The 12789-nt window shown below is 61.7% G+C and carries 8 protein-coding genes; 2 read left to right on the top strand and 6 right to left on the bottom strand.

Translation table 11 applies throughout. From position 1 onward, the window contains the following. The first annotated feature begins 176 nt into the window (after positions 1–176). Positions 177–1625 carry a catalase gene (locus AAGQ88_RS25005; RefSeq protein WP_285426288.1) on the top strand — a complete coding sequence of 483 codons (1449 nt, stop codon included), beginning with the start codon at positions 177–179 and terminating at the stop codon, positions 1623–1625. A 118-nt stretch (positions 1626–1743) separates the two neighbouring features. On the opposite strand, the gene cadR is transcribed toward AAGQ88_RS25005, so the two are convergent. Continuing rightward, positions 1744–2202 carry a Cd(II)/Pb(II)-responsive transcriptional regulator gene (cadR, locus tag AAGQ88_RS25000; protein ID WP_342653895.1) on the bottom strand — a complete coding sequence of 153 codons (459 nt, stop codon included), beginning with the start codon at positions 2200–2202 and terminating at the stop codon, positions 1744–1746. An 84-nt stretch (positions 2203–2286) separates the two neighbouring features. On the opposite strand from cadR, the gene AAGQ88_RS24995 reads away from it, so the two are divergent. After that, entirely contained in the window at positions 2287–4572 is a 2286-nt protein-coding gene (locus AAGQ88_RS24995; RefSeq protein ID WP_342653894.1) for a heavy metal translocating P-type ATPase, read from the top strand. A gap of 1254 nt (positions 4573–5826) precedes the next feature. Here the strand turns inward: AAGQ88_RS24995 and hutG are convergent. From hutG to hutH (AAGQ88_RS24970), 5 genes are all read right to left on the bottom strand, one after another. Next, positions 5827–6630: an N-formylglutamate deformylase gene (gene hutG, locus AAGQ88_RS24990; protein ID WP_342653893.1), complete on the bottom strand. Its 804-nt coding sequence runs from the start codon at positions 6628–6630 to the stop codon at positions 5827–5829. A gap of 27 nt (positions 6631–6657) precedes the next feature. Further along, complete coding sequence (gene hutI / locus AAGQ88_RS24985; protein ID WP_342653892.1) at positions 6658–7863, bottom strand: imidazolonepropionase; 1206 nt, start codon at positions 7861–7863, stop codon at positions 6658–6660. 88 nt (positions 7864–7951) lie between these two features. Beyond that, positions 7952–9319, bottom strand: coding sequence for an amino acid permease (locus tag AAGQ88_RS24980; protein ID WP_342653891.1), 1368 nt, complete (start codon positions 9317–9319; stop codon positions 7952–7954). Between the two features lie 272 nt (positions 9320–9591). Beyond that, positions 9592–11115 carry a histidine ammonia-lyase gene (gene hutH / locus AAGQ88_RS24975; protein ID WP_342655882.1) on the bottom strand — a complete coding sequence of 508 codons (1524 nt, stop codon included), beginning with the start codon at positions 11113–11115 and terminating at the stop codon, positions 9592–9594. 23 nt (positions 11116–11138) lie between these two features. Then, entirely contained in the window at positions 11139–12779 is a 1641-nt protein-coding gene (gene hutH, locus AAGQ88_RS24970) for a histidine ammonia-lyase (RefSeq protein WP_342653890.1), read from the bottom strand. Between the last annotated feature and the right edge of the window lie 10 nt (positions 12780–12789).

Genomic DNA, 12789 nt, shown 5'->3' with positions numbered 1-12789 from the left:
GGCAATCCGTCCTGCCTATCGGCTAACGAACAAACGATTGAATTCCTCTATTCACCCAGTGCGCCATCACAATGAGCTTACGCGCCGGGTTTTGCTTATCGTTCTCCACATCGAACACATAAAGGCAGGCCGCTCAAGGGGCCTTCCGAACAGCGATCACTTGTGGAGAAATGCGCATGAGCAACAAATTGACCACCGCCTTCGGCGCCCCCGTCGTTGACAACCAGAACATCCAGACTGCCGGCCCCAATGGCCCCGCGCTGCTGCAGGATGTGTGGTTCCTGGAGAAGCTGGCGCATTTCGATCGCGAAGTCATTCCTGAGCGCCGCATGCACGCCAAGGGTTCGGGCGCATTTGGCACCTTCACGGTGACCCACGACATCACGCGCTTTACTCGCGCCAAAATCTTTTCTCAGATCGGCAAACAAACCGAGATGTTCGCCCGTTTCTCGACGGTCGCCGGCGAGCGGGGCGCTGCGGACGCTGAACGCGACATCCGCGGTTTCGCGTTCAAGTTCTATACCGAGGAAGGCAACTGGGACATGGTCGGCAACAACACGCCGGTGTTCTTCTTGCGCGACCCGCTGAAGTTTCCCGACCTGAACCACGCGGTCAAACGCGATCCGCGCACCGGTATGCGCAGCGCCGAGAACAACTGGGACTTCTGGACGCAACTGCCCGAAGCGCTGCATCAGGTCACGATCGTCATGAGCGAGCGCGGTATCCCGCGCAGCTACCGCGAGATGCATGGTTTCGGCAGCCATACTTACAGTTTCCTCAACGCGCAGCACGAGCGCTTCTGGGTCAAGTTTCACTTCGTCTCGCAACAGGGCATCGCCAACTTGAGCGACGCCGAAGCCGAAGTACTGGTCGGCAAGGATCGTGAGTCTCACCACCGCGACCTGTACGAAAACATTGAAAACGGCAACTTCCCGCGCTGGAAACTGTTCGTGCAGATCATGCCGGAGAAGGAGGCGGGCGCTTACCACATCAACCCGTTCGACCTGACCAAAGTCTGGCCGAAGGCTGATTATCCGCTGATCGAAGTGGGTGTCGTGGAGCTCAATCGCAACCCGGAAAACAACTTCGCCGACGTCGAGCAGGCTGCTTTCGCGCCTTCCAACGTGGTGCCGGGCATCAGTTTCTCGCCGGACAAAATGTTGCAGGGTCGTCTGTTCTCTTACGGTGATGCTCAGCGCTACCGGTTGAGCGTTAACCACCATCAGATCCCGGTGAACTCGCCGCGTGCCGCGTTGCATGTGAACAGCTACCACCGCGACGGCCTGATGCGTATCGACGGCAACCGGGGCGGCATGACGTCTTACGAGCCAAATACCAAGGGTGCGTTCCAGGAACAACCCGACTTCAGAGAGCCTCCGCTGTCCATCGAAGGTGCGGCGGGCCACTGGAACCATCGGGTCGACGGTGATTACTACTCACAGCCGGGCAATCTGTTCCGCTTGATGAGTGCGCAGGAGAAGCAATCGTTGTTCGACAACACGGCTCGCTCGCTCAGAGGTGTGTCGGCGCCGATCATTCAGCTGCACATCGAGCACTGCACGCTGGCCGATCCTGAGTACGGCGCAGGCGTCACCGAGGCGGTCGAGCGCATTCACCACGGTTGATCGACAGCGTTGTTGAAACACGCTTGCCCGCGATCGGGGACTGTCAGCGACGATAAGTCGATTGGCTGAACCTGTTCGCGGGCAAGTGCATTTGTGCCTCGCACTTTTCCGTTTCGGGTCAGTGACCGTGGCTGCGGCCGACATGGGAATGTTCGATATCAGGCTGAACAACGCCACCGCTCACTTCCAGCCGATCCAGAATCCCGCAATGATCCGGCGCGCCTTCGCTGCAGCGCTGACGCAAATCAATCAGTTGCTCCTGCAACGCCAGCAGGCTCGAGATACGAGCGCTGACATGCTGGATGTGCTCGTCAATCAGCGCATTCACGCTCTCGCACTGGTCCTGTGGACTGTCGCGCAGCGCCAGCAGGCTGCGGATTTCATCCAGCGTCATGTCGAGACTGCGGCAGTTGCGGATGAACGTCAGCCGTTCCACGTGTTCTTGCGAGTACAGCCGGTAGTTGCCTTCACTGCGAGCGGGCTCCGCCAGCAGGCCTTCGCGTTCGTAGTAACGAATGGTTTCCACCGGGCAATCCGTGAGCTTTGCCAGCTCGCCGATCTTGAAAGACGCTTTCATCGCTGTCGACCTCCATTAGTGGCTTGACCCTATAGTGGCTACAGGGTGTTCACTAGGCAACACGCACACCAAGAGACTCAACCGATGAGTGACTCTGTACACAAGCATTCTCCCCACGATCACGCAGGCCACGATCACGCAGCGCATGACCCTGCGCAGAATCAAGCCACCGGCAAGTTCACACCCGTGCACAAACACGAGCCTCACGCGCATGCGTGCTGCTCCCATGACAGCGCGCCGGCGGTGGTGACGGTGGGTAATGGTTCGAGCGCCGATGGGCGCTTGAGCAGTTTTCGCATCGAAGCCATGGATTGCCCCACCGAGCAGACGCTGATCCAAAACAAGCTTGGCAAGATGCCGGGCATTCAGAAGCTTGAGTTCAACCTGATCAATCGCGTGCTCGGCGTGTGGCACGAGTTGCCTTCGACCGAGCCGATCACTGACGCGATTGGCTCGCTGGGCATGCAGGCTGACGTCATTGAAGAAGGCGCAGACAAGGACACCGAATCGCTGCCTGCGGCCAGAAAGCCCTGGTGGCCCCTGGCGTTGTCTGGCATCGCCGCGGTGGTTGCCGAAGTCGTCCACTTCACGGACGCCGCGCCGACCTGGGTAGTGGCACTGATTGCGCTGGTCGCGATTTTCAGCGGCGGACTGACGACCTATAAAAAGGGCTGGATCGCCCTGAAGAACTACAATCTGAATATCAATGCGCTGATGAGCATCGCGGTGACCGGCGCCGTATTGATCGGGCAATGGCCAGAAGCGGCCATGGTGATGTTTCTGTTCACCGTGGCCGAGCTGATCGAGGCCAAATCCCTGGACCGCGCGCGCAACGCCATTGGCGGGCTGATGCAGCTGACGCCTGACACCGCGACGGTGCTGCAGGAGGGTGAGTGGCGCGAAGTCGAGGTCAAGAGCATTGCGCTGGGCAGTACCGTCCGTGTGAAGCCGGGCGAGCGCATTGGTCTGGACGGTGAAGTTGTAGCCGGTCAGTCGAGCATTGATCAGGCTCCGATCACCGGTGAGAGCCTGCCGGTAGAGAAGGGCGTGGGCGACAAAGTGTTCGCCGGGACCATCAACCAGGCCGGCTCGCTGGAATACAAAGTGACCGCTGCTGCGAACAACTCGACGCTGGCGCGGATCATTCATGCAGTCGAAGCAGCGCAGGGCGCGCGGGCGCCAACCCAGCGCTTCGTCGACAGCTTCTCGAAGATCTACACCCCTGCAGTGTTCGCTCTGGCGTTGGCCGTGGCAGTCATTGCGCCGTTGTTCATGGGCGCGCCATGGTTCGACTGGATCTACCGCGCGCTGGTGTTGCTGGTGGTTGCCTGCCCTTGCGCACTGGTGATTTCGACGCCCGTGAGTATCGTCAGCGGGCTGGCGGCTGCGGCGCGCAAAGGCATTCTGGTCAAGGGCGGCGTCTATCTTGAAATGGGCCACAAGCTCGACTATCTGGCGCTGGACAAGACCGGGACGATCACTCATGGCAAGCCGGTGCAGACCGATTATGTGCTGCTTGACGACTCCCTGGGCGAACAGGCGCTGACGATTTCAGCAAGCCTGGCCGCACGCTCGGATCATCCGGTTTCCCAAGCCGTTGCCAATGCGGCGCAGCTGCCTGCGCAGCTGCCGGTCGAAGCGTTCGAGGCGCTGCCGGGCCTTGGTGTGAAAGGCGAGGTGCAGGGGCGTCTGTACCATTTGGGCAATCATCGTCTGGTGCACGACGCCGGTCTGTGCTCGCCGGCACTCGAAGAGCGGCTTGAAGCGCTGGAGACCCAAGGCAAGACCGTGGTGCTGTTGTTCGATGCATCGGGTCCTCTGGCGCTTTTCGCAGTGGCCGATACGGTCAAGGAAAGCAGCCGCGAAGCCATAGGCCAGCTGTACGCACTGGGTGTCAAAACCGTGATGCTGACCGGCGACAATCCGCATACGGCGAAGGCGATTGCTGCGCAGGTGGGCATCGATCAGGCCCGCGGCAACCTCATGCCGGGCGACAAGCTTCAGGCCATCGAGGACCTTTACGCACAGCATCATCGTGTCGGTATGGTCGGCGACGGCATCAACGACGCTCCGGCCTTGGCGCGGGCCGAGATCGGCTTCGCGATGGCCGCTGCGGGAACCGATACCGCTATCGAGACTGCGGATGTGGCGTTGATGGATGACGACCTGCGCAAGATTCCGGCATTCATTCGCCTGTCCCGAGACACCTCGGCGGTGCTCAAGCAAAACATCGCCCTGGCCCTGGTGATCAAGGCGATCTTCCTGGCAGTGACGTTTGCCGGCGTTGCCACCATGTGGATGGCTGTCTTCGCCGACATGGGCGTGAGCCTGCTGGTGGTGTTCAACGGCTTGCGGTTATTGAGGAAGTAAGCGGTCCGACGTCCTCCGTGAATGCGCTGCGCAAAATGTGTTGGAATGCGGCGTGGCTCCGATCAGCAGAACATCACAGGGCCCTTGTGGGAGTGAGCCAGTTGTCTTTAACGCCCCGTTCGATCAGCGGCGTAACGCCCGACGCCTTCCCGGCTAAAGCCGGTCCTACGGAGAGCTTGCGGCGGCTGTAGGACCGGCTTCAGCCGGGAAAAGGCCGGTGCAGGCTGTAGAGATGCAGCGGCTGGAAATCAGTCTTCGCGAGCAAGCTCGCTCCCACGGGATTCGTGTCTTGCCGGAGAATTTGAAATGCCCGCAGATCCATGTGTGAGCTTGCTCACGAAGGCGGGGTGTCTGACGATGCATCTCCCAGCGGATGCCCTGGCCTATTCGCGGGCAAGCGCGCTCCTACCTGAATTGCGGCGTGGCTCCGATCAGCAAAACACTGCAGGGCCATTGTGGGAGTGAGCCAGCTGTCTTTAACGCCCCTTTCGATCAGCGGCGAAACACGCGACGCCTTCCCGGCTAAAGCCGGTCCTACGAAGAGCTTGCGGCGGCTGTAGGACCGGCTTCAGCCGGGAAAAGGCCGGTGCAGGCTGTAGAGATGCAGCGGCTGGAAATCAGTCTTCGCGAGCAAGCTCGCTCCCACGGGATTCGTGTCTTGCCGGAGAATTTGGAATGCCCGCAGATCCATGTGTGAGCTTGCTCACGAAGGCGGGGTGTCTGCCGATGCATCTCCCAGCGGATGCCCTGGCCTATTCGCGGGCAAGCGCGCTCCGGCGTGGCTCCGATCAGCAGAACATCGCTGGGCTCTTGTGGGAGTGAGCTTGCTGTCTTCAACGCCCCTTTCGATCAGCGGCGAAACACCCGACGCCTTCCCGGCTAAGGCCGGTCCTACGAAGAGCTTGCGGCGTCTGTAGGACCGGCTTCGGCCGGGAAGAGGCCGGTGCAGGCTGTTGAGATGCAGCGGCTGGAAATCAGTCTTCGCGAGCAAGCTCGCTCCCACGGGATTTGTGTCTTGCCGGAGAATTTGGAATGCCCGCAGATCCATGTGTGAGCTTGCTGACGAAGGCTGAGTGTCTGGCGATGCATCTCCCAGCGGATGCCCTGGCCTCTTCGCGGGCAAGCGCGCTCCGGCGTGGCTACGATCAGCAGAACATCGCTGGGCCCTTGTGGGAGTGAGCTTGCTCACGAAGGCGGGGTGTCTGCCGATGCATCTTCAGCGGATGCATCGGCCTCTTGGCGGCCACGCGCATATTACCTACCGTATTTCTCGCGTCCCCAGGCGATCATGTCTTCGAGCAGTGCCTTCAGTACTGCGCGGGTGGGTTCGGCCAGATCGGTGCGGTAGTGGAACGGGACGAACTCATCCATGTAGGTGCTTTGCGCCAGTTCCAGCTGCACGGCGTGAATGTGTTCGGCGGGATTGCCGTAGTGACGGGTGATGTGGCCGCCCTTGAAGCGCCCGTTCAGCACGTGGCTGTAGTGACTGGCGGCGGCACAGGTGGCTTCGAGGCGCTGAGCCAGAGACGCGTCGCAGCTGGCACCGTTGAACGTGCCGAGGTTGAAATCCGGCAGTCGACCTTTGAACAGGTGCGGAATATGACCCCGAATCGAATGGGCGTCGAACAGCAGCGCATAACCGAACTCGTCGCGCAGGCGATCGAGCTCGTTGCGCAGGGTGTCATGGTACGGCGTCCAGATCTGCTCCAGGTATGAGGCTCGCTCTTCCTTGCTCGGCTCCTGGCCGGCCTTGAACAGTGGATCGCCTTCGAACAGCGTCGACGGATACAGCCCGGTCGTGGCGCCGGCATACAGCGGCTTGTCGTCTGAGGGACGGTTGAGGTCTATGACGAAGCGCGAATATTCGGCAGCCAGCACGCTGGCGCCCAGATCATGGGCAAAATCATAGAGGCGCGGGATGTGCCAGTCGGTGTCGGGCAGGCTGACCGCTTCGTCCACCAGTCCGTCGCGTACGGTGGGCGTCAGGTTCAACCCTGGGTGAGGCATGCTGATCAGCAACGGTACGCTGCCGCGAGTGAAGCTCAGAACCTTGTCCACGATATTCTCCCGAATCAGAAGTAGCTGTCAGAACGTGCTCAGTACGCCGTGACGCACGACGCGTTTGTCCAGATCGCCGCCCAGCCAGTAAGCCAGGTCAGCGGGTCTTTCGATGTTCCACGCCACGAAATCGGCGACCTTGCCGACTTCGAGCGAGCCGTGGGTATCGGCCATCCCCAGCGCTTTGGCGGCATGAATGGTCGCACCGGCGAGGGCTTCCTCAGGCGTCATGCGAAACAGCGTGCAAGCCATGTTCAGCATCAGTCGCAGCGAGAGGCCCGGCGATGTTCCGGGATTGAGGTCGGTGGCGATAGCGATCTTCACGCCATGCCTGCGCAGCGCATCCATGGGCGGCAGCTGGGTTTCACGCAGGAAATAAAACGCGCCGGGCAGCAGCACCGCGACGGTGCCGGACGCCGCCATGGCGATGGCATCCTCCTCGGTCATGAACTCCAGATGATCGGCCGACAGCGCCTGATAACGCGCCGCCAGACTCGAGCCGTGCAGCGACGAAAGCTGCTCGGCGTGCAGCTTGACCGGCAGGCCCAACTGGCCCGCCGTGATGAACACCTGCTCGACCTGCTCGGGCGAGAACGCCAGGTATTCACAGAAGGCATCGACCGCATCCACCAGCTCTTCGGCCGCCAGTGCCGGCAGCATTTCACTGCAGATGTGGGCGATGTAATCGTCGGCGCGGTCTTTGTACTCGGGCGGTAATGCATGGGCCGCCAGGCAAGTGCTGCGCACCGTCACGGGCAGATTTTCACCGAGCTTGCGAATGACGCGCAGTATCTTGCGCTCGCTGGCGAGGTCCAGCCCGTAGCCGGATTTGATCTCGACCGTGGTGACACCGTCCTTGAGCAAATGCTGTAAACGGCGTTCGGCGCTGGCATACAGGTCGGCTTCGCTGGCAGCGCGGGTGGCGCGCACGGTGCTGGCGATGCCGCCGCCAGCGGCTGCGATCTCGGCGTAGCTGACGCCTTGCAGCCGTTGCTCGAATTCACCGCTGCGGTTGCCGCCGAAGACCGTGTGCGTGTGGCAGTCAATCAGGCCTGGCGTGACCCAGGCGCCATTCAGGTCGACGCTCTCGATGCTGCCTTGATCCGGCAATTCGTTGCGCGGCCCGATCCAGGCAATGTGCGCTCCTTCGGTCACGATGGCGGCGTCCTCGATGATCGAGTAAGAACCGTTTGCCATGCTTGCAGCGTGACAGTTGTGCCAGAGCGTTTTCATCAGTACCTCCAGAGAGTGACGTTCTGTGGGCGTGGGCTTGCTCACGTAGGGGCGTTACCTGCATGAGCAGCCCACACCCACCGGTTATTCATTGGCCGTAAGATCTCGCGTTGATCAGCTTGGGCTTGACCCAAAGCCGGTACGCAATCACCAGCAACACGATCCAGACCGCCCCCACCACCAGTGCGGGCCGGGTGTCGGGGAAGTAACCCAGCACGCCGAAAACGAACAGCATGAAGGCCGTGGCAACCATCGGCGCGACGGGCCAGAACGGCACCGGAAACTTCAGCTGCGCCACTTCTTCTGCGCTCATCGAACGGCGCATGGCGATCTGCGTGATCAGAATCATCAGCCATACCCACACGGTCGCAAAGGTCGCGATCGAGGCAATCAGCAGGAAAACGTCTTCGGGAATCAAGTAGTTCAAGACCACGCCGCACAGCAGCGCAATCCCCATCACCACCACCGTCATCCATGGCACACCCTGTTCGGAAAGCTGGGCGAAACGGTGCGGCGCCTGCCCTTGGCGGGCCAGGCCATACATCATGCGCCCGGCGCCGAAGATGTCACTGTTGATGGCCGAGACGGCGGCAGAGATCACTACGATATTGAGGATGATCGCGGCAGAGGATATGCCCAGATGGTCGAAGATCTGCACGAAAGGGCTGCCTTGGCTGCCGATCTCCTGCCAGGGATAAAGCGACATCAGCACGAACAGCGTCAGCACGTAGAACAACAGGATGCGCAGCGGCACGGCATTGATCGCACGCGGGATCACCCGTTCCGGATTGCGCGCCTCACCGGCTGCGACGCCGATGATCTCGATGCCGCCGAAGGCGAACATCACAACGGCCAGCGAAGCCACCAGACCTCCGACGCCGTTAGGCATGAAGCCGCCATGCACCCACAGGTTACTCACGCTGCTGATGCTTTGGCCCGACGCCGAACCAACGCCGAACAGCATGATGCCGAAGCCTGCGAGGATCATCGCAATGATCGCGCCGACCTTGAGCAATGACAGCCAGAACTCCATTTCGCCGAAGACTTTGACGCTGCACAGGTTCAGCGCGCCGATCAGGAACACGATGCCCAGCACCCAGATCCAGCGAGGGACATCAGGAAACCAGAAGCCCATGTAAATCCCGAATGCGGTGACGTCGGCGAGACAGACGATGATCATTTCGAAGGCGTAGGTCCAGCCCAGGACGAAGCCTGCCAGCGGACCCAGATAGGTCGTTGCGTATTGGCCGAATGAGCCGGACACCGGATTGCGCACGGCCATTTCGCCGAGGGCGCGCATGACCATATACACCGCGGCGCCCGCGATGATGTAGACCAGAAGGACCGCGGGCCCGGCCAATTTTATCGCCGACGCCGAGCCGTAAAACAGCCCCGTGCCAATCGCCGAACCCAGCGCCATGAAGCGAATGTGACGGGCGCTAAGCCCGCGTTTCATATCTGTTGCGTTTTGCGATTTCATTTCACACTTTCCTAGTATTTCTTTGCTGTGAAACGAGTGGCAGGACACTTGCTGTTCTGTAGGAGCGAGCTTGCTCGCGAAGACGCCGGTACATCCGCAGGATAATCAGCGGCTGACAACCAGCATTCGCGAGCAAGTTCGCTCCCACAGAGGCCGGCGTTTTGCACGCAATCGCGAGCGAACCCCGGCACATTAATCGAGCGTCCTCACCCTCATTTCAACGACAGGCCCTCCTGGCCTGTCACCGATCAGAAACTCGGCAGCAGATCAGCAGAAACCAGCTCGCTCAGGCAGTTCGAAGCCAGCAGCTCGGTGGCGGCTTCGATGTCCGGGGCGAAAAAACGGTCTTTCTCGTAAAACGGGACCTTCCCGCGCAGCGTCGTGCGGGCGATTTCCAGTTTTTCGGAGGTTTTCAGGCCATTGCGCAGGTCCAGGCCCTGACACGCAGCCAGCCATTCTACAGCCAGCACGCCTCGGGTGTTTTCTGCCATTTCCCACAGACGCTTGCCGGCGGCCGGCGCCATCGAGACGTGGTCTTCCTGGTTGGCCGATGTCGGCAGACTGTCGACGCTGTGAGGATGGGCCAGCGCCTTGTTCTCGCTGGCCAATGCCGCTGCAGTCACCTGAGCGATCATGAAGCCGGAGTTCACACCGCCGTTAGCGACCAGAAAAGGCGGCAGCTGGGACATGTGCTTGTCCATCATCAGCGAGATACGGCGCTCGCTCAGCGAGCCGATTTCGGCGATGGCCAGCGCGATGTTGTCGGCGGCCATGGCGACCGGTTCGGCGTGGAAATTACCGCCCGAAATCACCTCGGCCTCGGCCGCGAACACCAGTGGGTTGTCGGACACCGCGTTGGATTCGATCGCCAGCACTTCGGCGGCCTGACGCAGCTGAGTCAGGCAGGCGCCCATGACTTGCGGCTGGCAGCGCAGGGAGTAAGGGTCCTGAACCTTGTCGCAATCGCGGTGCGAATCGGACACCTGGCTGCTGTCGCCCAGCAGGTTGCGATAGGCCGCAGCCGCGTCGATCTGGCCGCGCTGGCCGCGTGCGGCGTGAATGCGGGCATCGAATGGCGAGCGCGAGCCGAGCACGGCTTCGACGGTCAGCGCGCCACAGCTCAGTGCGCCAGCGAACAGGTCTTCCGCTTCGAACAGGCCGCGCAGGGCGTAAGCGGTCGACACCTGAGTGCCGTTGAGCAGCGCCAGACCTTCTTTGGCGGCAAGCGTCAGGGGCTCCAGGCCGGCGACCGCCAGCGCTTCCACTGCGTTGAGCCACTGGCCCTTGTAACGCGCCTTGCCCTCGCCGAGCAGCACCAGCGACATGTGCGCCAGCGGCGCCAGATCGCCGGAAGCACCCACCGAGCCCTTCAGTGGGATGTGCGGATAGACCTCGGCGTTGATCAGGGCGATCAGCGCATCGATCACCTGACGACGGATACCGGAGAACCCCCGGCTCAGGCTGTTGACCTTGAGCACCATGATCAGGCGCACCAGTTCGTCACTGATCGGCTGACCCACGCCAGCGGCATGAGACAGCACCAGCGAGCGCTGAAGGTTTTCCAGATCGGCGCTGGCGATGCGGGTCGAGGCCAGCAGGCCGAAACCGGTGTTGATGCCGTAGGCCGTGCGGTTTTCGGTCAGGATCTGCTCGACGCATGCCACGCTGGCGTCGATCTGCTCATCGGCACTGGCGTCCAGTGTGAGGGTGACAGTTTGCTGATAGATCGCGCGCAATTGCGCCAGGGTCAACTGGCCGGGGATCAGGTTCAGCGGGGTCGCCTTGTGGGTATCGGTCACGATGCTGCTACTCCTTCATTGATGTCTGTCGCCTCAGAACCGGCTCCTGCCTGTACCGCGCTTTTGGCGCTCGAGCTGCGACTGTTGCTGTTGTGATGGGGCGCTGCCGCATACTCGCGGCAGCGCTGGAATACGGTTTCCAGTGATTCTTCGTTTTTGAGCAGGGTCACGCTGCTGGCGATATCGGGCGCCAGCCAGCGGTCTTCGTCGTAGGCCGGGACGCGCTCGCGCAACAGGCGCCAGGCGACTTCGGTGCCCACGCCAAAGCGCGGGCCCTTGAAGAACTCGAACGCCTGAGCGGCCAGCAAATACTCGATGGCGAGAATCTGAGTGACGTTTTCCAGCACCTTGTGCAGTTTCAGCGCGGCGCTGGTGCCCATGCTCAGATGATCCTCCTGAAGCCCCGACGTGACGTAGTTGTCGATGACCGCCGGTTGCGCCAGTTGGCGGTTTTCAGCGCACAGCGACGCCGCGACGTACTGCACGATCATCATTCCGGAATTCACGCCGGGCTGGCTGACCAGAAACGCGGGCAGGCCACTGACGGTGGGGTTGATCAGCCGATCCAGGCGCCGTTCGGCGATGGAACCCAGCTCGGCCATGGCAATGGCCAGCAGATCGGCCGCCATCGCGACGGACTGGCCGTGCGGGTTGGCCTGGGAGACTACGCGATAAGCCTGCGGCGTGCCCAACAACAGCGGGTTGTCGGTGGCCGAATTGAGCTCGACCTCGATCTGCCGCGTGGCATGGGCCAACTGGTCGCGTGTCGCACCGTGCACTTGCGGAATGGAGCGGATACTCAAGGCGTCCTGCGTGCGAATGCCCTGACTGTTGGCCAGCACCTCGCTGCCCGCGAGCAGCCCGCGCAGATTTCTGCCGACCTGCTGCATGCCGGGGTGCGGTTTGAGCGCGATGATGGTTTCATCGAAAGCATCGAGCTGGCCGCGCAGGCCCTCGAACGTCATGGCGCTGATCACGTCGGCCCACTGCATCAGGCGATTGACGTCAGCCACTGCCAGGCAACTGAGACCGGTCATGCACGGCGTACCGTTGACCAGACACAGGCCGTCCTTGGCGCCGAGTTCGACCGGCGAAAGACCTTCTTCACTGAGTGCCCGCAGGGCCGAAACCGTCTGACCGCGATAGCTCACCTGGCCCACGCCAAGCAGCGCGACGCCGATGTGCGCCATGTGCGTCAGATAGCCCACCGAGCCCTGCGAAGGCACCTGCGGGGTAATGCGATGATTGAGCAGCGCGAGCAGCGCTTGCACCACCTGACGATGGATCCCGGAGTTGCCCTGGCTGTAATTGATGATCGCGGCGCAGGTGATGGCACGGGTCTGCTCGTCGGGCAGTGCAGGCCCCACGCCACAGGCATGACTGAGCAGCGTGTTGCGTGACAGGCGACTCAGTTGCTCGCGCTCCAGCGAGACGTTGCACAACGCGCCGAGACCGGTATTGACGCCATAAGCGCGCTCACCGCTGGCAACGATGCTTTGCACGATTGCCTGCGCATTGTCGATGCGCGCCCAGGCGCTTTCGGACAATGCCAGCGTGGCGCCGTGGCGGGCGACAGCGACGACGTCCTGCCACGTGACCGGTGCTTCGCCGATGATGACCTGTTCTGCTCGCGACATGACTGCAGCC

The organism is Pseudomonas sp. F3-2, assembly GCF_038804275.1.
In the GTDB taxonomy this organism is placed as follows: Bacteria; Pseudomonadota; Gammaproteobacteria; order Pseudomonadales; family Pseudomonadaceae; genus Aquipseudomonas.
The sequence above is the reverse complement of the archived record's forward strand: the minus strand, read 5'-3'. Positions and strand labels throughout refer to the sequence as shown.

Bases quoted from the DNA above. Each gene is read 5' to 3' on its own strand.
- AAGQ88_RS24995 (WP_342653894.1), top strand. From the start codon at position 2,287: ATGAGTGACTCTGTACACAAGCATTCTCCCCACGATCACGCAGGCCAC.
- AAGQ88_RS24980 (WP_342653891.1), bottom strand. From the start codon at position 9,319: ATGAAACGCGGGCTTAGCGCCCGTCACATTCGCTTCATGGCGCTGGGT.
- AAGQ88_RS25005 (WP_285426288.1), top strand. From the start codon at position 177: ATGAGCAACAAATTGACCACCGCCTTCGGCGCCCCCGTCGTTGACAAC.
- hutH (WP_342653890.1), bottom strand. From the start codon at position 12,779: ATGTCGCGAGCAGAACAGGTCATCATCGGCGAAGCACCGGTCACGTGG.
- hutI (WP_342653892.1), bottom strand. From the start codon at position 7,863: ATGAAAACGCTCTGGCACAACTGTCACGCTGCAAGCATGGCAAACGGT.
- cadR (WP_342653895.1), bottom strand. From the start codon at position 2,202: ATGAAAGCGTCTTTCAAGATCGGCGAGCTGGCAAAGCTCACGGATTGC.